The organism is Caenispirillum salinarum AK4 (assembly GCF_000315795.1).
Taxonomy (GTDB): domain Bacteria; phylum Pseudomonadota; class Alphaproteobacteria; order Rhodospirillales; family Rhodospirillaceae; genus Caenispirillum; species Caenispirillum salinarum.
Window position 1 is genome coordinate 1 of sequence record NZ_ANHY01000004.1, and the last position, 21,333, is coordinate 21,333.

General features: G+C 69.2%; 19 protein-coding genes and 1 tRNA gene. 11 read left to right on the top strand and 9 right to left on the bottom strand.

Features of this window, described 5'->3' with window-relative positions:
• Positions 1-307: 307 nt before the first annotated feature.
• A tRNA-Arg gene (locus tag C882_RS03425) sits at positions 308-384 on the top strand.
• Positions 385-453: 69 nt separating this feature from the next.
• On the opposite strand, the gene C882_RS03430 is transcribed toward C882_RS03425, so the two are convergent.
• A complete protein-coding gene (locus C882_RS03430; RefSeq protein WP_009539147.1) occupies positions 454-2,205 on the bottom strand; it encodes a monovalent cation:proton antiporter-2 (CPA2) family protein in 1,752 nt (583 codons plus the stop codon).
• A gap of 125 nt (positions 2,206-2,330) precedes the next feature.
• Here C882_RS03430 and C882_RS03435 point away from each other — a divergent pair, with 125 nt between their 5' ends.
• A complete protein-coding gene (locus C882_RS03435) occupies positions 2,331-3,125 on the top strand; it encodes a carbonic anhydrase (RefSeq protein WP_051999980.1) in 795 nt (264 codons plus the stop codon).
• The gene (locus C882_RS03440) at positions 3,125-4,096 is read left to right on the top strand and encodes a hypothetical protein (protein WP_009539149.1); all 972 of its coding nucleotides are present in this window, start codon (positions 3,125-3,127) and stop codon (positions 4,094-4,096) included. Before C882_RS03435 ends, C882_RS03440 begins: the two co-directional genes overlap by 1 nt.
• A gap of 194 nt (positions 4,097-4,290) precedes the next feature.
• Here the strand turns inward: C882_RS03440 and C882_RS24905 are convergent, their stop codons facing one another.
• On the bottom strand, positions 4,291-5,133 hold the full coding sequence (locus C882_RS24905; RefSeq protein ID WP_009539150.1) for a Clp1/GlmU family protein: 843 nt from the start codon (positions 5,131-5,133) through the stop codon (positions 4,291-4,293).
• Positions 5,130-5,666, bottom strand: coding sequence for a hypothetical protein (locus C882_RS24910; protein ID WP_009539151.1), 537 nt, complete (start codon positions 5,664-5,666; stop codon positions 5,130-5,132). Before C882_RS24910 ends, C882_RS24905 begins: the two co-directional genes overlap by 4 nt.
• A 134-nt stretch (positions 5,667-5,800) precedes the next feature.
• On the opposite strand from C882_RS24910, the gene C882_RS03455 reads away from it, so the two are divergent.
• From C882_RS03455 to C882_RS03465, 3 genes are all read left to right on the top strand, one after another.
• A complete protein-coding gene (locus C882_RS03455; protein ID WP_009539152.1) occupies positions 5,801-6,646 on the top strand; it encodes a zinc ribbon domain-containing protein in 846 nt (281 codons plus the stop codon).
• A 251-nt stretch (positions 6,647-6,897) separates the two neighbouring features.
• Positions 6,898-8,760, top strand: coding sequence for a ribonucleoside-diphosphate reductase subunit alpha (locus C882_RS03460; protein WP_009539153.1), 1,863 nt, complete (start codon positions 6,898-6,900; stop codon positions 8,758-8,760).
• Between the two features lie 66 nt (positions 8,761-8,826).
• Positions 8,827-9,786 carry a ribonucleotide-diphosphate reductase subunit beta gene (locus tag C882_RS03465; protein WP_009539154.1) on the top strand — a complete coding sequence of 320 codons (960 nt, stop codon included), beginning with the start codon at positions 8,827-8,829 and terminating at the stop codon, positions 9,784-9,786.
• Between the two features lie 709 nt (positions 9,787-10,495).
• Here C882_RS03465 and purH read toward each other — a convergent pair.
• A complete protein-coding gene (gene purH / locus C882_RS03470; protein WP_009539155.1) occupies positions 10,496-12,076 on the bottom strand; it encodes a bifunctional phosphoribosylaminoimidazolecarboxamide formyltransferase/IMP cyclohydrolase in 1,581 nt (526 codons plus the stop codon).
• A 152-nt stretch (positions 12,077-12,228) separates the two neighbouring features.
• Between purH and C882_RS03475 the strand changes: the two genes are divergently transcribed.
• The 4 genes from C882_RS03475 to C882_RS03490 all read left to right on the top strand — a co-directional run bounded on the left by C882_RS03475 (position 12,229) and on the right by C882_RS03490 (position 16,497).
• The gene (locus C882_RS03475) at positions 12,229-13,191 is read left to right on the top strand and encodes a glycosyltransferase family 9 protein (RefSeq protein WP_009539156.1); all 963 of its coding nucleotides are present in this window, start codon (positions 12,229-12,231) and stop codon (positions 13,189-13,191) included.
• 94 nt (positions 13,192-13,285) lie between these two features.
• Complete coding sequence (locus C882_RS03480; RefSeq protein ID WP_009539157.1) at positions 13,286-14,242, top strand: DMT family transporter; 957 nt, start codon at positions 13,286-13,288, stop codon at positions 14,240-14,242.
• A gap of 134 nt (positions 14,243-14,376) precedes the next feature.
• Positions 14,377-15,138, top strand: a complete 762-nt coding sequence (locus tag C882_RS03485) for an SDR family NAD(P)-dependent oxidoreductase (RefSeq protein WP_009539158.1) — start codon at positions 14,377-14,379, stop codon at positions 15,136-15,138.
• Between the two features lie 318 nt (positions 15,139-15,456).
• On the top strand, positions 15,457-16,497 hold the full coding sequence (locus tag C882_RS03490; protein WP_009539159.1) for an OmpA family protein: 1,041 nt from the start codon (positions 15,457-15,459) through the stop codon (positions 16,495-16,497).
• An 82-nt stretch (positions 16,498-16,579) separates the two neighbouring features.
• Here the strand turns inward: C882_RS03490 and C882_RS03495 are convergent, their stop codons facing one another.
• The 4 genes from C882_RS03495 to C882_RS03510 form a co-directional block, all read right to left on the bottom strand.
• Positions 16,580-17,812 carry a multidrug effflux MFS transporter gene (locus C882_RS03495; protein WP_009539160.1) on the bottom strand — a complete coding sequence of 411 codons (1,233 nt, stop codon included), beginning with the start codon at positions 17,810-17,812 and terminating at the stop codon, positions 16,580-16,582.
• A 141-nt stretch (positions 17,813-17,953) separates the two neighbouring features.
• Positions 17,954-18,214 carry a glutaredoxin domain-containing protein gene (locus tag C882_RS03500; RefSeq protein ID WP_009539161.1) on the bottom strand — a complete coding sequence of 87 codons (261 nt, stop codon included), beginning with the start codon at positions 18,212-18,214 and terminating at the stop codon, positions 17,954-17,956.
• A 131-nt stretch (positions 18,215-18,345) separates the two neighbouring features.
• Complete coding sequence (locus C882_RS03505; protein WP_009539162.1) at positions 18,346-18,840, bottom strand: GFA family protein; 495 nt, start codon at positions 18,838-18,840, stop codon at positions 18,346-18,348.
• 32 nt (positions 18,841-18,872) lie between these two features.
• A complete protein-coding gene (locus C882_RS03510; RefSeq protein WP_009539163.1) occupies positions 18,873-19,661 on the bottom strand; it encodes an alpha/beta fold hydrolase in 789 nt (262 codons plus the stop codon).
• 248 nt (positions 19,662-19,909) lie between these two features.
• Here C882_RS03510 and C882_RS03515 point away from each other — a divergent pair, with 248 nt between their 5' ends.
• The gene (locus tag C882_RS03515) at positions 19,910-20,611 is read left to right on the top strand and encodes a hypothetical protein (RefSeq protein ID WP_009539164.1); all 702 of its coding nucleotides are present in this window, start codon (positions 19,910-19,912) and stop codon (positions 20,609-20,611) included.
• 113 nt (positions 20,612-20,724) lie between these two features.
• On the opposite strand, the gene C882_RS03520 is transcribed toward C882_RS03515, so the two are convergent.
• A complete protein-coding gene (locus C882_RS03520; protein WP_009539165.1) occupies positions 20,725-21,285 on the bottom strand; it encodes an SH3 domain-containing protein in 561 nt (186 codons plus the stop codon).
• Positions 21,286-21,333 lie beyond the last annotated feature (48 nt).

Here is a 21,333-nt window from a genome sequence, read left to right on the forward strand (position 1 = left end):
CGGAAGGCCGGGTTTCTATCGAACCACCCGGACCCTGTCAACCGCTTTTCTCAGGCCGTTTCAGAACCCCGCCGAAGCGGAAAACCCTGAACCGTGCCGCACCCTCCGTAGGCTGGTGCGACGGCCGAAACCCCTGAAGCTGTCGGCTGCCCCGGCATCGCTGCCGAGAGGCCGGTTTCTAGGCCCATCCGACCTTCGGGTCAACGGAAAAATGACGCCTTCGTGTCGAATCAGTAACCGCCCGCCGCAATGACAGGGTTTGCGGCGCCCCTGCCTTGCGCTAATGTGTCCGCCGCTCACCGCTTTGGCGCCCGTAGCTCAGCAGGATAGAGCACCGGATTCCTAATCCGGGGGCCACAGGTTCGAATCCTGTCGGGCGCACCAGAACACCGAAAGGCCCCGACGCTGCCACAGCGCCGGGGCCTTTTTGCACGCAAAGTGGGAATCCCCCGCCTACCCCGCGTCGGCTTTCTGCTCCGGCGCCACCGGGCCTTCGGGCGCGCGGACCGCGTCCACGGCCTCGCGCAGGGCTCGGTAGTCGTCGGCACGCCAGGTTTCCAGCACATCCGTGACGGCCTCGGCCGTGAGGCCCGTCGCGGTCAGGACGGAGGCCGCCAACTGCAGGCTCGATTCCAGCGTCTCGGGCACTGTTGCCGTGGCGCCGTAGCGGCGCAGGGTGTGGCTCTGTCCCAGGTCGCGGGCGCGGGCGTGAATGGGAAGGCTGGGATAGTGGTGATGGATCTGCGCCACGGCCCGGGCCGTGGCCGCGGCATCGTCGGTGGTCACCACCACCAGGCGGGCGTCGGAGGCATGGGCGGCGTGCAGCACTTCCGCCCGGCTCGCGTCGCCGAAATAGACGTTCATGCCCGACGAGCGGCCCTGCATCACCCGGTCCAGGTCGCGGTCGAAGGCGATGTAGGCGCGGCCCTGATCTTCCAGCAGGCGGGCAACCGTCTGGCCGACGCGCCCGAAGCCGCAGACGATGACGTGGCCTTCCTTGCCGGCCGGCGGCTTGGGCGGCGTTTCCGCCGGAGCCTCGCCGCGCGCCGCCAGCACGCCGGCGGCGCGGGCCCCCAGCAGCATGACGAGCGGCGTCAGCGCCATGGACAGCGACACCACCAGGATCAGCAGCTGCACCACGTCCTGCCCCATCACGCCCTCGCCCAGTGCGAAGGAGAACAGGACAAAAGCGAATTCGCCGCCCTGGCCCAGCAGCGCCGCCCCCTTGAGCGCATCGGGCAGGGCCAGCCCGCCGATCCGCAACAACGGCAGCAGGATCAGCACCTTCACCGCCATCAAGCCGAACACCAGGGCGATCACCAGCAGGAGCGATTCGGTGAGCAGGCCGAAGTCGACGCTCATGCCGACCGCCATGAAGAACAGGCCCAGCAGCAGCCCGCGGAAGGGCTGGATGTCGGCCTCGACCTGGTGGCGGAACTCGCTCTCGGCCAGCAGCAGGCCGGCGACGAAGGCGCCCAGCGCCATGGACAGGCCGACATGCTCCATGGCCAGCGCCATGCCCAGCACCACCAGCAGGGCCATGGCCGTGAAGACCTCGGCCGAGCGTGTCTTGGCGACGGCGCGGAACAGCGGGCGCAGCAGGAACCGCCCGACCAGGACCGCGCCGGCCAGCACGACGGCGGCCTCGGCCACCGCCTTGCCCACGTCGGCCGACAGGGCCGTGTTGGTCTGGGCCAGCAGCGGGGTCAGGGTCAGCAGCACCGGCACCATGAGGTCCTGCAGCAAGAGCACGGCGAAGGCCGCCCGGCCGTAGGTGCTGGCGACCTCGCCCCGCTCGGCCAGGATCTGCAGGCCCATGGCGGTGGACGACAGGGCCAGGCCGAGGCCGGTGATCAGCGCCACCGGCGGGGTCAATCCCATGAGCCACCCCGCCAGGCCGATCACCGCTCCGGTGATGAACACCTGAGCGCCGCCCAGGCCGAACACCTGCCGGCGCATCAGCCACAGGCGGGCGGGTTTCATCTCGATGCCGATGATGAACAGCAGGAAGACGACGCCGAATTCCGAGAAATGGCGGATTTCCTCCACCTCGGTGATGAAGCCCAGGCCCCAGGGACCAATGGCGGCGCCGGCCGCCAGGTAGCCCAGGATTGAACTCATCCCTAGGCGGGTCGCCAGCGGCACGAACACCACCGCCGCCCCCATGATCACCAGCGTGTCGAGCACGACGCCGCCTTCCGTCACGGTCTCCTCCTCCGGCCGAATCTCAGGTGCGCCCTTAGGAGTACATTGCGCGCGGCCCTGTTCCCAAAGGCTTTTCTCTGCCCATAATGGCAACGGACCGCGAAAGGAAGGGAAAAGACGGAGACATGATGGATCGGCGCCGCTTCCTGACCCGGGCCGCCGCGGCCGCCGCCTGCCCCGTCTGCGCCGCCGCCCTGGCACCGGGCCGGCCGGCCGGGGCCGCGGAGGCCGGCGGCTGGAGCTATGGGGGCGCCACCGGCCCCACGGCCTGGGGCACGCTCGACCCGGCATGGCGAACCTGCACCGCCGGCGAACGGCAGAGCCCCGTCGACCTGTCCGGCGCCACGCCGTCGATGATGGCCACACCCGACATCGACTGGCCGGCCATGCCGCTGGTCATCGCCAACACGGGCAACACCATCGCCGTGGAGGCCACCGCCTACGCCACCATGGGCCTGGGGCTGGAGGGCGCGCGCTACCGCATGACCGGTTTCCACTTCCACCACCCCAGCGAGCACACGGTGGAAGGGCGCGGCTTTCCGCTGGAAATCCATTTCATGCACGAGGACGAGTTGGGCGGCGGGTTCGCCATCGCGGCGGTCTTCGTGCGCTCGGGCGCGCTGAACCCGACCCTTCAGACGATCTTCCAGGCCATGCCGGCGCAGGCCGGGGAGCGCCTCAGCCTGCCGACGCTGATCCCGCCGCGCCGCCTGCTGCCGCCCGACGACGAGCGGGAGAGCTTCCGCTATCAGGGCAGCCTGACCCGTCCGCCCTGCACCGAGGCGGTGCGCTGGCTGGTCTTCACCCACCCCATCGAGGCCGCGCCCGAGCAGATCGAGGCTTTCGCGCGCCTGTTCCCCATGAACGCCCGCCCCGTGCAGCCGCTGGGACGGCGTTATCTTCTGCTGGACTTCTTCTGATGCGCTTCCGCTTTCTGGCGACCGCCGCCCTGGTTTCCCTTGCCGCCACCGCCTGCGCCCAGCGCATGGACACCCCGCCGTCGGACCTGGCGGGGACGTGGCTGGTGGCCGGCGTATACGACAGCGGCACCCGCCTGCCCTCGGCGCAGGAGCGGCAGGCGCTGGAGAACCAGGCCATGCGCGTCTCGCCCGAGCAGATCACCGACCCGCTGGGCCGCAACTGCCCGCGCCCGGTCTACGAGATCAAGGGCACCAGCGCTGCGGACTGGTTCGGCTTCGGCAACGACTGGCTGCGCCGGCGCGGCCCGGACGTGCCGCTGACGGCCGTGACCGTCTACTGCGACGGCGCGGCGTTCGACGGCTACGCCCTGCGCGAGGACGGGGCGCTGGTGGGCCGCTACAAGGATGCCTACGTGGTCATGCGCCGGGAAGACGACCCCCGCGTCGCCGACCGTCTCGCCGCCGTGGCCGAGGCCCGCTACAACCGCGTGCTGACGCCGGGCGCTTCGGCCGCGCCGGCGGAGACGGCGGCGGAAACGGTGGTGATCGGGGGGCCGGCGGCGGACGAGAAGCGGGCCGAGGGTTCGACTGCCGAGCCCCCGGCACCCGCGCCCGAGGAGCAGACCGCCGCCCTCCCGCCCAAGGAGGTCCTCGGCCCCACCCGCGCGGAGCTGCGCGAGATGGCGGGCCAGACGCCCGCCGAGCGCCAGGCCGAACAGACCGGCGGCGGCGGGCCGGTGGTGCATCTGGCATCCCTCCGTTCGCGGCAGGCGGCGGAAGAGGAATGGCAGGCCATCATCACGCGCGTCCCCATGCTGCGCGACTGGACGGTGCGATACCTGCCCGTGGACCTGCCGGAAAAGGGCCGCTACGTGCGCGTCATGGGCCTGCCGCCGGAGGGGATGACGGCCACGGAGGCCTGCGCACGGATCGAGGAGGCGGGGCAGTATTGCCGGGTGATGGGCGGATGACCGTCTGAGCGCTTCGCTCCAGGGGCCGTCAGCCGACGGCGACGCCGGGGTGACGGGTTGCTTTAGCTATTGGCATAAAGAGAAAAATACTCGTCGTTCCCGCGAAAGCGGGAACCCACATCAGACGCCAGACATCCTGCCGCGCACCTTACGAGGGAGCGCCGAGCGACTTCTTTAAGAGCCCATTCCGAAATTCACCGGCTGAGGCTGAGCGAGGGATTTTTTCGCGAGCCCGGCCTGGATCTCTCCACCACCATTCCACCCAGCCGCAACCGCGCCACCTCCGCCGCCGGCGTCAGGAGCCGCACCGCCGCGTCCGTCGCCTCCAGGAACAGCGCCAGCGCCACATCCCGCCCCGCCGCATCGGCCACGCCGCACAGCAGGCGCGGCGGCAGGCGGTTCGGGTCGACGGTTCCGGCGCCGCAGTCCTCCAGCGTCAGCCCCTCGCGCGCCACCTCCAGCACAGAGGCCTGCTCGAAGGACGTGGCGAAGGCGGCGGCGCGGGTTGCGCGGCGGCGGGCCTGGGAACGGCGGCGGACACAGTCGCTGCGGGGCAAGGCCAGGAGCGGCAACGGCGCCAGGGCCTCCCGCAGCGGCGCGAGCGTGTCCTCCGGCTCCAGCGCCAGGGCCAGGTCGGCTCCCACCGCGCGGGCCGTGTCGCGCTGCAGGAAACGGCCAGCACCCCGGATGAAGCCGCAGGTGTTGACGATCAGCGGATGCGCCGGGCGCTCCGCCAGCGCGCGCGCATTGTCCAGAAGCGGCCGGCGGCGGCTCATGGGGTCCACGACGCCCAGAAAGGCGAGCGTCGGCGCATTTTCGCCTTCCGTGCGGGCGAGGTAGGCGGGCGGGCCGACGTCGGGTTGACCGGGGTCGGCGTCCAGCAAGGCGGGCGAGAAACCGCGCGCCGCCGCCGCCCCGTACAGCCAGCGGCAGAAGGTGCTCTTGCCGGCGTCGGGGCCGCCGACGACGAGCAGTCGTGTGGCACCAGCCTCGACAGCCTTCAGGGCCGCGTGCCAGCCGGCGGGGACGTCGATCAATTCCGCGCCTTCTGGAACAGGGCCAGCGACAACTGGCTCATGAGCATCCGCACGGGCTCGGACTCCGGCGTCAGGTCCGCCAGGTCGCCGCCGACGGAGCCGTGCACCTCCGCCTTCACCTTGCCGCGCTGGCAGAAGACCGCCAGGGCGTAGAGGCGCTCGCTGGGCTGGACGGCGGGCTGCTCGCCCTCGCACAGGCGGCGGCCGGGGAAGCTCTTGGGCGGGTTGAAGGCCACCCGCACCGCATAGTCCGGGTGCCCTGCCGCCGCCAGGTCGGTGGTGAAGCGCAAACGGTCGTAGGCGGTGATCGCGCGCGCCATGTGGCCCAGGATCACCTGCTCGGCGGCGGCGTCGGCACCCCAGGGCGCGCCCGCCACGCCGGCGAGAATCGGCCCCCGCGCCGCGGCACCCTTCATCTCGTCCCAGGTGCCGGTCGGGTCCATGTAGCGGGTGGTGACGCGGGGCGCGTCGCCGCAGGCGGCGACGGCGGCCGTCACCGCACCGGCGGCCAGGGTGAACAGCTTTTTCAACATCGCCCGGCAACTCCTTGGCCCGTGCGGAACTTTCGACTTATCCCCGCTTCCCCCGATTCGCAAAGGCTTGCGCGGGACGGCTCCGATCGTCAATATCCGCCGCCCGCACATCAGGTCAACATGAGGCTCCCCCGATGACGACCGACCCGCTTCTGGGCGACGCGACGGATTCGCTGGACTCCGCGGCCCGCGAACTGCGCGCCCGCATCCGCTATGTCTCCGCCCGCGACGAACTGACGGCGCCTGACAGCACCGTGAACACCGCCCGCCTGGACGAGCCGGTGTTCGTGCTGCGCGCCCGCGACATGGTCGCCAGCACCACCGTCGCCTATTGGGAGTTCTGCGCCCGCAACCGGGGCGTGCCCGAGGACAAGCTGGAGCGCGCCGACCGCCAGCGCCGCGCCATGGAGGCCTGGCTCGACAAGCGCCTGCCGCAGCCCCGCTTGTCGGGCGAACTGCCGACGGTCCGCACCGCCCATGTGGAGCGCAACAATCCCAACGGGGTCCTGCGCAGCTGCCATCCGGAAGAGCCGGTGTTCTGCCTCGTGGCCTCCGACGTGGTGGCGCAGGAAGTGGTGGAGTTCTGGGCCTTCAACGCCCTGCGCAACGGCGCCAAGCCGCAGAAGGTGGACGACGCCCTGACCGTCGCCCGCGCGATGGCCGCCTGGACCGGCAAGCGCATCGTCGGCCTGCAGGAGCGCCACCGTCCTGCCGCGCTGTCCGATGACCGGCCCGCCGGCGGCGACGTGACGTCGGTGCTGTCGACGCACCGGCCCAAGCACGCCAAGGTCACGCGCATCCGCTGCCTGGCCTGCGGCCACACCGAAAAGATGGGCGAACCGCCATATTCGGAAGAGCTGCTGTCCGCCATCGCCGAAACGTGCGAGGGCCCCTGCCCCTCCTGCGGCGCCGAGCCGGCGCAGGACGCGGCGACGGGCCAGTCGCGCCGCGTGCTGACCACCGAAATGGTGGATGGCTGATCCGGCCGGGATGTGACTTCGTATCGCTCAGCGTCTCCAGATATTGACGCGGGGCGCGGAATGAATACCATATCTAGATCACCTCGACGGCCGGCCTTCTGGGACCGGCCGACCTCGGGGCCTTGGGGAACAGATCATCAGGCCTGACCGGCGCGGGTATCGCGCCCGGCAGTCTCACGGCGCCGCCGCCCCCGACCGGGCGGGGCGCCAACAGGCTTCCTTGCGCCTGATCTTAGTGGAGGACAGTGGTCGTGCTAGACGTTGTGCAGGTTTCGGAAGGCCCCCGGGTCCAGGTCGATCACCGCCGTGACGACCGGCTGACCGACTTCGGCAAGGCGGTGCTTGAAGACCGCTACCTGCTGCCCGGTGAAAGCTTCCAGGATCTGTTCGCGCGCGTCGCGTCGGCCTATGGCGACGACGACGCCCACGCCCAGCGTCTGTACGACTACATGTCCAAGCTGTGGTTCATGCCTGCGACGCCGGTGCTGTCCAACGGCGGCACGACGCGCGGCCTGCCCATTTCGTGCTTCCTGAACGAGGCGGACGACAGCCTGGACGGCATCGTCGGCCTGTGGACGGAAAACGTCTGGCTGGCCGCCCGCGGCGGCGGCATCGGCAGCTATTGGGGCAATCTGCGCTCCATCGGCGAGGCCGTGGGCTCGGTCGGCAAGACCTCGGGCGTGGTGCCGTTCATCCGCGTCATGGACAGCCTGACGCTGGCGATCTCGCAAGGGTCCCTGCGGCGCGGCTCGGCGGCCGTGTACCTGCCGTGCGACCACCCCGAGATCGAGGAATTCGTGGAAATCCGCCGCCCCACCGGCGGCGATCCCAACCGCAAGGCGCCCAACCTGCACCACGGCGTGCTGCTGTCGGACGCTTTCATGCGCGCGGTGGAAAGCGATTCCGACTGGCCGCTCATCAGCCCCAAGGACGGCCACGTGGTGCGCACCATCAAGGCGCGCGCGCTGTGGATTCGCATGCTGCTGGCCCGCATCGAGACGGGCGAGCCGTACATGATCTTCAGCGACACCGTCGCCCGCCAGCAGCCGGAGCACCACAAGCTGGCCGGCCTGCGCGTGAAGACCTCCAACCTGTGCGCCGAGATCACCCTGCCCACGGGCCGCGACCACATGGGCATGGACCGCACCGCCGTCTGCTGCCTGTCGTCCCTGAACCTGGAAACCTGGGACGAGTGGAAGGACGAGCCGCGCTTCATCGAGGACGTCATGCGATTCCTGGACAACGTCATCCAGGACTTCATCGACCGCGCGCCCGACAGCATGATGAAGGCCCGCTACTCCGCCATGCGCGAGCGTTCGGTGGGCCTGGGCGTCATGGGCTTCCACAGCTTTTTGCAGAAGAACCGCATCCCGTTCGAATCGGTGATGTCGAAGGTGTGGAACCGCACCATCTTCAAGCACATCAAGGCGGGCGTCGATGCCGCCAGCCGCGCGCTGGCCGTCGAGCGCGGCCCCTGCCCCGACGCCGCCGACTACGGCATGATGGAGCGGTTCAGCCACAAGACCGCCATCGCGCCGACGGCGTCCATCTCCATCATCTGCGGCGGCACCTCGCCGGGAATCGAGCCGGTGGCGGCCAACAGCTACACCCACAAGACGCTGTCGGGCTCCTTCAACGTGCGCAGCCCCTACCTCAAGGCCCTGCTGGCCGAGAAGGGCCGCGACGACGAGGACACCTGGACGTCCATTACCGTCAACGAGGGCTCGGTCCAGCACCTGGACTTCCTGTCGGACGACGAGAAATCCATCTTCAAGACGGCGTTCGAGCTGGACCAGCGCTGGGTGGTGGACCTGGCGGCCGACCGCACGCCCTTCATCGACCAGAGCCAGTCGGTGAACATCTTCCTGCCCGCCAACGCCCACAAGCGCGACCTGCACCAGCTGCACTTCCAGGCGTGGAAGAAGGGCGTGAAGAGCCTGTACTACTGCCGGTCGAAGTCCATCCAGCGCGCCGAGGTCGTCGCCGACAAGGCCGTCCCCGACGGGCTGAAGGACCTGGTCGCCTCCGCCGCCCTGCCCTCGGGCGCCAAGCCTGCCAACGGCGGCGGCAAGGACGACGGCCCTGACTATGACGAGTGCCTGGCCTGCCAGTAAGGCCGGGTGCCCGCGCCCTCTCCGTTTCGCACAGTTTCAGACGCCCCGCGCGCCACAGGTGGTTCCATGTCCCTCCTCGACTCCAAGCCCGTCTACAAGCCGTTTGCCTATCCCTGGTGCTACGACGCCTGGCTTCTCCAGCAGCAGATTCACTGGCTGCCGGAGGAAGTGCCGCTGGCCGATGACGTGAAGGACTGGCACCACAAGCTGTCCGACAGCGAGCGTCACCTGATGACGCAGATCTTCCGCTTCTTCACCCAGTCGGACATCGAGGTGAACAACTGCTACATGCGGCACTACACCCGCGTGTTCAAGCCGACGGAAGTGCAGATGATGCTGGCGGCGTTCTCCAACATGGAGACCATCCACATCGCCGCCTATTCGCACCTGCTGGACACCATCGGGATGCCGACGACCGAGTACTCGGCCTTCCTCGACTACAAGCAGATGAAGGACAAGTACGACTACATGCAGGTGTGGGGCGTCGACACCAAGGAAGACATCGCCAAGACCCTGGCCGTCTTCGGCGCCTTCACGGAGGGGCTGCAGCTGTTCGCGTCGTTCGCGATCCTGCTGAACTTCCCGCGCTTCAACAAGATGAAGGGCATGGGGCAGATCGTCACGTGGTCGGTGCGCGACGAGACCCTGCACTGCAACTCCATCATCCGCCTCTACCGCACGTTCCTTCAGGAAAATCCCGACGTGGACCGTGCGAAAATCGAGGCGGAACTGGTCGACGCCTGCAAGACCATCCTCCACCACGAGGACGCCTTCATCGACCTGGCGTTCGAATTGGGACCGGTGGAGGGATTGGCGCCCGAGGACGTGAAGACCTACATCCGCTACATCGCCGACCGCCGCCTGACGCAGTTGGGCATGGAGCCCCTGTTCAACATCGAGCGCAACCCGCTGCCCTGGCTGGACGCCATGCTGAACGCGGTTGAACACACCAACTTTTTCGAGAACAGGGCGACGGAGTATTCAAAGGCTGCGACCCAGGGTACCTGGGAAGAGGCATTTGCATAAAATTGAGTCCGGCGCTGGAACATTGTACCCGGCGGGCTGTTATCCATGCGTACCCCGCGTGATTTCCTCATACCCGAGTGAACATGCAAGCCCCGGCCCCGTGGATACCCCGCCCACGGGGCCGTGGTGTGTCTGCAGTCCGGGACCCGATTTCCACTAGCCCGCATTAACTTTTGGATGCATCATGGAATGGATGCGTCTTTCAGTGGCATTCGCGGGAGGGGAACATGTCAAACAGAATCCGGGACCTGCAAAATCAGGAAAACGCCCTTCGGGATGAGCGGAGAAGGGCCGAAGACCTTGTAAGGCAAGGGAAGGCATCAAACCAGGATGTGGACAGGGTCAGGCGTGAAATCGATCGCGTGCGCCGAGAGATCGACGCTGAGATGAGGAAGAGCAGATAGGACCCAACACGTTTCTTCCATCTTTCAGCAGGGGCGACGGTGCCATGGATCAGCTTCTTCGCGTTGTCCGCGCACCCTTGCGGCGCCTGGCAATCTGGTGGGGATACACGTGCGGCGCGTTCTGGCACAAACGGTTGCCGGATCAGCCTGGACTGGCAAAGCTGCTCGGGCTCGCGACCGTCTTGATCCTGAATCCTCTGACACTTCTTGTTATCGCAGCCGTCCTGGTAGAGGGCTGATAGAAAAACCCCGGCCGCCACTCAGGCAGCCGGGGTTTCTCATGTTGTCGCCGGGATACCGCCGGATCAGTGGCGGAAGTGGCGCATGCCCGTCATCACCATGGCGAGGCCCTTCTCGTCGGCGGCCTTCACCACCTCGTCGTCACGCATGGAGCCGCCCGGCTGGATGACGGCCGTCGCACCCGCCTCGGCGGCGGCGAGCAGGCCGTCGGCGAAGGGGAAGAAGGCGTCCGACGCCACCACCGAGCCGACCGTCGCCGGCTGCTCGGCGCCGGCGGCCTCGGCGGCGTCCTTTGCCTTGGCGGCGGCGATGCGGGCGCTGTCGACGCGGCTCATCTGGCCGGCGCCGATGCCCACCGTCGCGCCGTCCTTCACGTAGATGATGGCGTTGGACTTGACGTGCTTGCAGATGCGGAAGGCGATCAGCATGTCGCGCATCTCGCGGTCGTCCGGCTGGCGTTGCGTCGCGACCTTCAGCGCGCTTTCCGTCACGCGACCCGAATCGCGGCTCTGCACCAGGAAGCCGCCGGACAGGGTCTTCAGGGTCAGCCCCTCTTCCGCCGGGTCGGGCATGCCGCCGGTCAGCAGCAGGCGCAGGTTCTTCTTGGCGGCGAAGACGGCGCGGGCCTCCTCGTCGGCGTCCGGCGCGATGACGACCTCGGTGAAGATCTTGGTGATCTCCTCGGCCGCCGCCTTGTCGATAGGCCGGTTGATGGCGACGATGCCGCCGAAGGCCGAAACCGGGTCACAGGCCAGCGCGCGCTTGTAGGCCTCGACGATGCTGCCGCCGACGGCCACGCCGCAGGGGTTGGCGTGCTTGATGATGGCGACGGCCGGCTCGTCGAACTCGGCGGCCAGCTCGAAGGCGGCGTCGGTGTCGTTCAGGTTGTTGTACGACAACTCCTTGCCCTGCACCTGCTCGGCCGTGGCGACACCCGGACGCGCCTCGCCGGTGGTGTAGAAAGCGGCCTGCTGGTGCGGGTTCTCGCCATAGCGCAGCGTCTGCTTGCGCAGCCCCCCCAGGGCGAAGCGGCGCGGCAGCTCGTCGCCCACCTGGCGGGCGAACCAGCCGGAAATGGCGGCGTCGTAGGCGCCGGTGCGGGCGTAGGCGGTGGCGGCAAGGCGCTTGCGCAGGTCCGGCGTGGTGTCGCCGTCGTTGGCCTCCATGGCCTCCTTCACCGCATCGTAGTCTTCCGGGTCGACGACCACGGTGACGGCGGCGTGGTTCTTGGCGGCGGCGCGGATCATGCCTGGGCCGCCGATGTCGATGTTTTCGATGCAGGTGTCGAAGTCGGCGCCCTTCGCCACCGTCTCCTCGAACGGGTAGAGGTTGACCACCACCAGGTCGATGGGCGCGATGCCGTGCTCGGACATGGCCGATTCGTGATCGGCATTGCCGCGGATGCCCAGGATGCCGCCGTGCACCTTGGGGTGCAGGGTCTTCACGCGCCCGTCCAGCATTTCGGGGAAGCCGGTAAAGTCCGACACGTCGGTCACCGCCACCCCGGCGTCGCGCATGGCCTTGGCCGTGCCGCCGGTGGACAGGATGTCGACGCCGCGCGACTCCAGGAACTTCGCGAAATCGACCAGTCCGGTCTTGTCGGAAACGGAAAGCAGCGCCCTGCGGACGGGAGTGTGCATGGTCATCGGCCCTGTGCCCTGATGTGATGAACGGGGAGGAAATCGTGCGCGCGCTATAGCACAGGGGGCGGCGGGGTCAAAGCCCCGGCGGCGCGCACCTGCCGCATCCGCCGCGCGTGGCCGTTGAGGCCGCCCGCGCGATGGGGTATGGAAGCCCCATGCCGTCCTCCGCTTCCTCCGCACAGCCCGCGCCACGCCGCATCCTGCTCATCAAGCTGGGCGCCTTCGGCGATTTCGTCGTCGCGCTGGCCCACATGAAGGCCGTGCGCGACGCCCATCCGGACGCGCACATCACCCTTCTGACGACCCCCGCCTTCGCCGGCATGGGACGGGCCTGCGGGCTGTTCGACGCCGTGCGCGACGACGGGCGGCCCAAGGGTTTCGCCGGCCAACTGGCGCTCGCCCGCGACCTGCGGCGGCAGCGCTTTGACCGCGTCTACGACCTGCAGCGCAACGACCGCACGAAGCTGATGTTCCACGTCATGCGGCTGGGGCGGCCGGGGCTGGAGTGGAATGGCATCTTCAAGGGCGCGAGCCACTTCCTGCCCGACCCGCGCGAACCCCGGCGCCACGCCGCCGTGCGCTACACCGACCAACTGGCCGCCGCCGGCATCACCGCCGTACCGCCGCAGTCCGACCTGTCGTTCCTGGACGGCGACCTGTCGGGGCTGGGGCTGCCGGACGGCCCGCTCGTGCTGATGGTGCCGGGCGGGGCGCCACAGCGGCCGGCCAAGCGGGCCCCATCGGCGGTGTTCATCGCCGCCGCCCGCCATGCCGCGGCAAGCGGCGCGACGCCGGTGCTGATCGGCACGGACAAGGAGGCCGACGCACTGGACGCCATCACCGGCGCGGTGCCCGAGGCCGTCTCGCTCCAGGGCCGCACCGACTTCGGCCAGCTCGCCGCCCTGGCGCGCCGGGCGCGCGCTGCCATCGGCAACGACACCGGGCCCATGCACCTGATCGCGGTCGCCGGCTGCCCGAGCGTGGTGCTGTTTTCCCGCGAGTCCGACCCGGTGGAGTGCCGCCCCTGGGCGGCTCGGGTGGAGACGCTCCAGCGCGACGACCTGGCCGACCTGCCCGTCGCCGAGGTCACCGCCGCCCTGGACCGCGCGCTGTCCTGACTGCATGGCAGCCGTGCCCGCCGGTGAGTGGCCCTGGCGCGCGGGCACCACAGTCCTCAATGTAGGAGCATCCTTCACCACGACCGGAGCCTCCATGCCCTCGCTGCTCGACCGCGCGCAACGGCCCTTCGCCCTGATGGCGGAGCGCCTGCCGGAGAACATGCGCGGCGTGCTGTGGATGGTCACCGGCTCCATCGCCTTCGGCTTCATGGGCGCGGGCATCAAGTTCGCCGGCGCCAGCGGCCTGCACGCCTTCGAGGTGGCGTTCTTCCGCTGCCTGTTCGGGTTGCTGGCGCTGAGCCCCTTCCTGTTCGGCGGCGGCGTCGTCACGGTGCTGGCAACGAAGCGGCCGGGCATGCACCTGCTGCGCGTGCTGTTCGGCTCGGCGACCATGCTGTGCATCTTCTACGCCATCACGCACATGGAACTGGCCGCCGCCACCGCGCTGGCCTACGCGCGGCCGCTGTTCCTGATCGTGCTGGCGGTGGTCTTCCTGGGCGAGGCCGTGCGCTGGCGGCGCTGGCTGGCGACGGCCTGCGGGTTCGGCGGCGTGCTGATGATCCTGCGGCCCGACGTCGGCGCCATGAACGACGCCGCCTGGGCGGCGCTCATGGCGGCGTTCCTCATGGCCTGCGTCATTACCATCATCAAGCGCATGTCGACGACCGAGCGGCCGCTGACCATGCTGGCGTGGTTCTCCATCGCCTCGTGCATCGTCACCGGTGTTGCCGCCGCGCCCGTGTGGATCACCCCCGACTGGGAGCAGCTCGCCCTGCTGGCAGCGGTCGGCACCATCGGCACCATCGGGCAGTACTGCGTGCTGCGGGCCTACCGGTTGGCGGAGGCGACCATCGTGGTGCCCTTCGACTATTTCCAGATCCCCATCGCCTGGGCGCTGGGCTTTTTCCTGTTCGCCGAGCAGCCGTCGTGGCTGACGCTGGCGGGCGCGGCGGTGATCGCGGGGTCGACGCTCTACATCCTGCTGCGCGAGGCGCGCCTGAAGAAGCAGGACCCGCCGCCGCCCAGCGCCACCGACACCCCGGCCGAATAGGCGCAAGCTGCGGCGCGGCAATGGCCCTGGCCCTCCAGTTGACGCGAACGTAAACCTGCCGCTTCCGGGCCGGGGCGGAATCTGGTATGCAAGACCGCATCCGGAAAACGCAAAATAAGCCAGGAGGAATACACATGGACGTCAAGGGGCAGGCCGCCATCGTCACCGGGGCCGCGTCGGGTCTGGGCCGCGCCACCGCCACAGCGCTGGCCGCCGCCGGTGCCAAGGTCACGCTGCTGGACCGTGACGCCGAGACGCTGGACGCCGTCGCCAAGGAAATCGGCGGCCTCGCCGCGCCGTGCGACGTGACCAGCGCCGACAGCGTCAAGGAGGCCATCGCCAAGGGCCGCGACGCCCACGGTGCGGCCCGCATCTGCGTCAACTGTGCCGGCGTCGTGCACGGTGGCCGCATCGTCGGCCGCGAAGGTCCGATGGACCTGGATGCCTTCTCGCGCGTGGTGCAGATCAACCTGATCGGCACCTTCAACGTCATGAGCCAGGCCGCCGCCGACATGCTCACCCTGGAGGAGCAGGACGAAGGCGAGCGCGGCGTCATCATCAACACGACCTCCATCGCCGCCTTCGAGGGCCAGTTCGGCCAGTCGGCCTATTCGGCGTCCAAGGGCGGCGTCGCCTCGTTGACCCTGCCGGCGGCGCGCGAGTTCGCGCCCAAGGGCGTGCGCGTCATGTGCATCGCGCCGGGCATCTTCGAGACGCCGATGTTCAACGGCCTGCCGCAGGAAACTCTGGACGCCCTGCTGGCCAAGACGCTGTTCCCCAAGCGCCTGGGCAAGCCCGAGGAATACGCCAAGCTGGTGCTGTCCATTTGCGCCAACACCATGCTGAACGGCGAGACCATCCGCCTCGACGGCGCCATCCGCCTGGAGCCGCGCTGAGCCCGAGTCGGACCGCGCAAGTCGAAGGGGCGTCCCGTCGGGGCGCCCCTTTTTCATGCCCGCGTCCGGGCGGCCTACGGTCTACCACCTTCGTGACACCATTGCGCCACACTTCTGTTGCAGCGCGGCAACAGGCGCCGGGGAATGCGCGGCGGGCGGGGACCTCGGGCGCGGCGGCGTCGTTCTCCATCTTGAAAGGCGGCCCGGGCGATCGCACCGTTTAGGCACGGCGAACCGGAGACCGCCCACCGCAGCAATCACAGAATCGACCGTGGCGAAAATGGCACGGCGGGATCGAGACGAAGAGGACCGCGTACCATGAAACGTTCCGTTCAGGTTGTCCTGGGCGCCTCCGCCCTGGCGCTTACCGCCGCCGCGCCGGCGCTGGCCCAAGAGAGCAAGCAAGGGCCCTACGTCGGCCTGGGCGGCATCTACGTCATGCCCCAGGATTCCGACACCGAAGAGGCGCCCGGCACCACCTTCGACGGAGACGTCGAGTGGGATGACGGCTGGGGTGCCCTCGGCAGCCTCGGCTACGCCTGGGGCAACGGCCTGCGCACCGAGTTCGAGTTCTCCTGGCGCGAGAACCAGGCCGACGCCATCGGCGGCACCGACCTGGGCGGCGAGGCGAACGCCATGGCCGGGATGGTGAACGTGCTCTACGACATCGACTTCGGCCTGCCCTTCAAGCCCTACGTCGGTGCCGGTGCCGGTGCGGCCCGCGTGGCCTTCGACGACGTGACGGCCGGCGCCACCACCATCGACGAGGGCGAACTGGGCTTCGCCTGGCAGGGCATCGCGGGCGCGTCCTACAGCCTGGGCGCCAACACCGACCTGACCCTGGACTACCGCTATTTCAGCGTCCCGGAAGTGGAACTGGAAACCGGCGGCAGCACCTACGACACTGAATACAACACCCACAACGTGGTGCTTGGCGTGCGCTTCACCTTCGGCGCGCCCCCGCCGCCGCCGGCCGTCGAGGAGCCCGTCGCCCAGCCGGCGCCCCAGCCCGCGCCGGAACCCGCGCAGCCCAGCGACTATCTGGTCTTCTTCGAGTTCGACAGCGCCAACCTGACGCCGGAGGCGCAGCAGGTGCTGAACCAGGCGGCCGCCACCGCCCAGGACGGCCAGCCGACCATGGTGAACGTCACCGGCCACGCCGACCGCTCGGGTCCCAGCGACTACAACATGCGTCTGTCCATGCGCCGGGCCGAGACGGTCGCCAACTATCTGACCGCCCAGGGCGTGCCCCAGCGCGAGATGGCGATCGAGGCCGAGGGCGAGACCCAGCCGCTGGTGCCCACCGCCGACGGCGTGCGCGAGCCGCAGAACCGCCGCGTCATGATCCGCGTGCAGTAACGCGGTCCACAACCGGCTTCGGTCGGGGGAAGAGGGGAGAAACGGCGCCGGAGCGATCCGGCGCCGTTTCCGCGTTCATGGGTCAGGATGCCTTTTCCGCCGCCTCGGCCGGTTCCTCGTCGTCGCGAAGCCCGCGCACCGCCAGCAGGAAAACGGCGAGCGTCGCCAGCCCCATGAGGCCGATGGAGGTGGTCATGACCCGCGTCGTGCCGTCGTGCAGCAGCCCCACCAGATAGCCCATCAGCGATCCCATGCCCATCTGCAGGAAGCCCAGCAGGGACGATGCCGCCCCCGCCATGCGCGGAAAGGGGCCGATGGCGCCGGCGGTGCCGTTGGGCATGACCAGCGCCGCGCCCAGGAAATAGACGGAGATCGGCGCGATCACCGCCACCACCGTTTCCACCCCCGCCCAGGCGAGTGCCATGGCGGTGGTGCCGGCGGCAGCGACCAGCAGGCTGCCGATGAACAGCATGCGCTCGATCCCCAGGCGTCCCGTCAGCCGTCCGCCCCCGAAGGCGCCGGTGATGTAGCCGATGACCACGGCCATGAAGGCGAATCCGAAATAGCCGGGCTTCACCCCCAGTACGTCGATCACCACGAAGGACGAGCCCGAGATGAAGCTGAACAGCCCGCCGAAGGCCAGCGCCACGCAGGCCGTGTGGCCCATGAAGGCGCGGTTCCTGAGAAGGTGCAGGAAGTTGGCGATAATGCGCGACGGCCGCAGGGCATGGGGATCGCGGTGACGGTTGGTCTCCTGCAGCGCCGCCCACACGGCCGCCAGGATGACCACGCCGAAGCCCGTCAGCACCACGAAGTTCGACTGCCAGCCGAACGCCGCGTGCAGGCCGCCGCCGATCAGGGGCGCGACCGCCGGGGCCAGCGCCATGGCGGCGGCCATGTACGACAGCATCCGCGCGGCCTCCGCCCGATCATAGACGTCGCGCACGATGGCCCGGCCAAGAACGGGCCCTGCGCAGGCGCCCAGCGCCTGAAGGAAGCGCCCGGCGAGCAGGGCCTCGATGGTGGGCGCGACCATGCAGACCACGCTGGCGGCGACGTAGAGCATGACGCCCGCGATCAGCACCGGCAGCCGCCCGAAGCGGTCCGACAGGGGCCCGTAGAACAGCATCCCGAAGGCGAACCCGGCGGTGAACACCGACAGCGTCAGCTGCACCATCGACACGCTGGTGTCGAACGCCCGCGTCATGGCCGGCAGCGACGGCAGGTACATGTCGGTCGAGACCGGGCCGAAGGCGACCAGCGCGGTCAGCAGAACGGCGATGGGGAACGACCGGGGATCGGGCTTGCGGGGCATCGGGAGGGTCCGGTTGTGGCGGGAAGCATGACCGAAAAACGGCGAAGGGCGCCGATTGAGCGCCCTTCGCCGCCTGCGGTCAAGGTCTGCTTGCCGGTGCTTTGACGGGGCCGATCCGCCGCCGCGCCGGCCGCCGGGCCCTCAGCGAGCGTCCGGGTACTGGCTTTTCAGCTTTTCCAGGATCGGCTGCTCGTACTGCATCAGGTTGTCGTAGCCGCCGATCAGGTGACCGTCGATGAGGATCTGAGGCACCGTCGCGACGTCGAACTTCTGCTTCATGGCCGAGAATTCGGCCGGCGCGGAGACGTCGATCTCCTCGTAGGGCAGGTTGTGCTCCTTGAACCAGGCCTTGGCCTTGTCGCAGAACATGCAGGTGCTCTTGGTGTAGATCTGGATCGCCATAGTTCCTCGTGTCCGGTCTTGTCTGGTGTTCGGGGGCGTCTAGCCATCCTGCCGCGCGCAGGGCCGGGCGGCAACCGCCCGTCGGTCATATCTGGTGCCCGCACGCCCTTTGCAAGATGTCTGACGCGGCGTCAGCCCCTGGGCGGCTCGCCCGACAGCAGCTTGTGGGCGCGGTGCCAGTCGTCCAGGGACTGGTTGGGGTATGCATCGAACCGCGCCTCGCCCTGTCGGCTGTCGTCGCGCACCCAGTTGGCCTTGCTGCCCAGCATGATGTGCACCTGCTCCGGCGGGTCCGGCAGCGGCGTGTCGATGGCGCCCGCTTGCGGGTGGACCAGGTGCGGCCATTCCGGCGAGAACACCCACAGCGCGGTGCCGCAGCGGGTGCAGAAACGGCGCTCGCCGCTGCTGACGCTGCCGTCCTCCATGCGCGCATGGTAGCAGCCGAGCGCCCCCTCCTCGGCGTCGACGGTCAGCGTGTCGGCCTTGGCGCCCAGGTTGATGGCATAGCCGCCGCTGCCGGCCGTCTTGCGGCAGATGGAGCAGTGGCAGCGCAGGTAGGGGACCGGCGCGTGCGCCTCGACCGAAAAGCGCACGGCGCCGCAGTGGCAGGAGCCTTCCAGATGCATGGTGCATACCTCCGCTTCAATGGGTGAAACGTCTAGGGCGTCAACGCGTCCACGAAGGCGGTGATGGCATCCAGCACGCGCCTCCGCTGCTCGAAGTGGGGCACGTGACCGCAGTCGGGCACCATGAGCTTTTCCACCGGCCCCGAGACTCCGTTCACGATGGCGTCCACCTGGGCCTCGGTGCCGTACTGGTCGCCCTCGCCCTGGATGATGAGCGCCGGCACGGTCACGCCGGCCAGCACGTCCTTGATGGTCCAGGCGGCATAGGCGTCGGTCAGCCAGGTGTCGTTCCAGCCGTGGAAGGCCGTGTCGGTGTTGGCGCCGTGCCAGCGGGCGAGCTTCTCGCGCAGGTTGGTGGTTTCCCACGCCGTGCGGGCCTCGCGAATGCCCGCCAGGGTGATGTCCTCCACGAAGACGTGGGCCGCCTCGGTCACGATGGCCCGGATCCGCGGGTCTTCGCCCCGCCCGGCGGCGATGAGCGCGATGGAGCCGCCGTCGGAATGGCCGATCAGCACCGCGCGCTCCACCCCCGTCGCGTCCAGCACGGCCGGCAGGACCTCCAGCGCCTCGGGCGTCAGGTAGTCGGTGGACCGCGGCAGGGTGATCCCGGAGGACCCGCCATACCCCGGCCGGCTGTAAACCAGCGCCCCCATGCCCAGCCGCGCCGACAGGTCCGCCGGCACGTCCTTCCACAGGTCGCGGCAGCCCAGGCCCTCGTGCAGGAAGACCAAGGTCGGTGCCTCCTTCGGCGCGGGGCCGTGCCAGCGGTATTCCAGCTGGTGCCCGGCGGCGGTCAGAAATCCTTCGGGTATGGTCGACATGCGGCGAGACAGGTCCTTGTTTCCGTGTGCGACATCCTTCTGTACCGCGCCCCGCCCCGCAGGTAAAGGAGAGCGATGCCGAAAGTGGTAGTAAAACTCAAACGGTGAAAAGAAGTATCAAGGGGAACCGGGTACCCCCTGCGAAGGTTCTAACAACTGCACGCACGGCGATTCATCGGGCTTGGAAACGGCCTGAAGTATTTCCGCATATCTGGTGACGTTTCTTGTTCTGCTACGGAGAGCCTTCCATGCACCAAGCCCAGGCCGAGGCCCGGTACAGCCTGTCGGTGGCGTCGACGACCGCGTCCTGCGCCCACCGCTCGGCGGACCTGGGGTGCCCGGTGGACACCCGCGTGGAGAACCGGCTGCCGGAAATGATGACCCGCGGCCTGCGTGACGAAGCCGTGGAGATGGCGCTGGACGCCGCCCATATCGGCGTCCTGTGCGAACGCACCTGCCCGGCCGTGGAGCCGCTGCTGGAAACGGTCGGCCGCGCCGCCCAGCAGGAAGCCGCCGACCCCGACGGGCTGCTGGGCGATACGGGGGCCGCCGTCGTCCGCTCGCCGACGCTCAAGCGCCTCAACGCCCTTCCCGGTCAGGCCTCCGAACCCGCCCGCCACGCCTTCCTGCTGGTCCGCGCGGCCTACCGCTTGCGGCAGGCCCGCACCGCCGAAACCCTGTGGCAGGCGGTGGACGCCAACCTGGGCTGCTGGATCGCCCTGCGCACCGCCGTCGCCGATGGCCGCGTCGCCCTGCCCGCGAGCCGGCGCCGCCAGGTCGTCCAGTACGCCGACTACGTCGAGCAGATGACCCGCACCACGCGCCCCATGTGCGACCGCACGGTGGAAGCCTTCATCCGGCTGGATCGCAACGTCGCCAAGTGGTTGACCGAGGACGCGACCGACCGCGTCGCCACCGCCCACGGCGCGCACCTCATGGCCGCCGAGTAGCAGTGCCGCCCCGGAAACGACATCGGCCGCCCGTGCCAAGGCAGGGGCGGCCGTTTCGCGTGCGGCCGGCTCGTGCGCGAAGGGGCCCTCCGGCGCGAGAGCCCGGCGCACCGTCATTCGATGTATTCATTGCGGTAGACGCCCCAGAAGGCCGAACGCCTGAGCCAGCCGTCCATGCCGTTCGCCTCGACGCGGCAGAACTCCGTCCCGCGCGGGCACTGGATCAGGCTCGCCTGCACGCCGCCCTCAAGATAGGCCAGCGTTTCCGCCTCCTCGCGCGGTTCGGCGCGCAGTCGGTGGGTGCCGTCCATGGTCATCACCGTTCGGCGGCCCGACAGCATGCTCTGGTGGACCCAGCCCTCGGCGCCCTGCGGGTCGCGGATTTTTCGCCACGTCTGGAATTCCTGCACGATCTCCACCGGCAGGGACCGGCGCAGGTACACCCAGTCGATGGGATAGCGCACGCCGGGGCCGGTGCGCATGTTCACCTGCTCGGCCCGCAGCGACACGAAACGCGGCAGCGGCAGCCCCGTTCCATCGGCTGCAACGGCCGTGGCGGCGGACAGCGCATACGGACTGGCAGGCTGCGGGGCGATGGGCGCGGCAGCCAGGCCAAAGCCCATGGCCAGCGCCAGCAGCGCGGTGGAAGCGACTCCGGTAACAGCGTTCGGCATTGGTGTGTGGCTCGATTTCCCCAGGGCGGCGCATTATACGGACCGACC

What these genes read in the sequence shown, in the direction of transcription:
- C882_RS03435 (WP_051999980.1), top strand. Translation starts at nt 2,331, where the DNA reads ATGATGGATCGGCGCCGCTTCCTGACCCGGGCCGCCGCGGCCGCCGCC.
- C882_RS03440 (WP_009539149.1), top strand. Translation starts at nt 3,125, where the DNA reads ATGCGCTTCCGCTTTCTGGCGACCGCCGCCCTGGTTTCCCTTGCCGCC.
- C882_RS24910 (WP_009539151.1), bottom strand. Translation starts at nt 5,666, where the DNA reads ATGTTGAAAAAGCTGTTCACCCTGGCCGCCGGTGCGGTGACGGCCGCC.
- C882_RS03455 (WP_009539152.1), top strand. Translation starts at nt 5,801, where the DNA reads ATGACGACCGACCCGCTTCTGGGCGACGCGACGGATTCGCTGGACTCC.
- C882_RS03465 (WP_009539154.1), top strand. Translation starts at nt 8,827, where the DNA reads ATGTCCCTCCTCGACTCCAAGCCCGTCTACAAGCCGTTTGCCTATCCC.
- purH (WP_009539155.1), bottom strand. Translation starts at nt 12,076, where the DNA reads ATGACCATGCACACTCCCGTCCGCAGGGCGCTGCTTTCCGTTTCCGAC.
- C882_RS03475 (WP_009539156.1), top strand. Translation starts at nt 12,229, where the DNA reads ATGCCGTCCTCCGCTTCCTCCGCACAGCCCGCGCCACGCCGCATCCTG.
- C882_RS03480 (WP_009539157.1), top strand. Translation starts at nt 13,286, where the DNA reads ATGCCCTCGCTGCTCGACCGCGCGCAACGGCCCTTCGCCCTGATGGCG.
- C882_RS03485 (WP_009539158.1), top strand. Translation starts at nt 14,377, where the DNA reads ATGGACGTCAAGGGGCAGGCCGCCATCGTCACCGGGGCCGCGTCGGGT.
- C882_RS03490 (WP_009539159.1), top strand. Translation starts at nt 15,457, where the DNA reads ATGAAACGTTCCGTTCAGGTTGTCCTGGGCGCCTCCGCCCTGGCGCTT.
- C882_RS03495 (WP_009539160.1), bottom strand. Translation starts at nt 17,812, where the DNA reads ATGCCCCGCAAGCCCGATCCCCGGTCGTTCCCCATCGCCGTTCTGCTG.
- C882_RS03500 (WP_009539161.1), bottom strand. Translation starts at nt 18,214, where the DNA reads ATGGCGATCCAGATCTACACCAAGAGCACCTGCATGTTCTGCGACAAG.
- C882_RS03505 (WP_009539162.1), bottom strand. Translation starts at nt 18,840, where the DNA reads ATGCATCTGGAAGGCTCCTGCCACTGCGGCGCCGTGCGCTTTTCGGTC.
- C882_RS03510 (WP_009539163.1), bottom strand. Translation starts at nt 19,661, where the DNA reads ATGTCGACCATACCCGAAGGATTTCTGACCGCCGCCGGGCACCAGCTG.
- C882_RS03515 (WP_009539164.1), top strand. Translation starts at nt 19,910, where the DNA reads ATGCACCAAGCCCAGGCCGAGGCCCGGTACAGCCTGTCGGTGGCGTCG.
- C882_RS03520 (WP_009539165.1), bottom strand. Translation starts at nt 21,285, where the DNA reads ATGCCGAACGCTGTTACCGGAGTCGCTTCCACCGCGCTGCTGGCGCTG.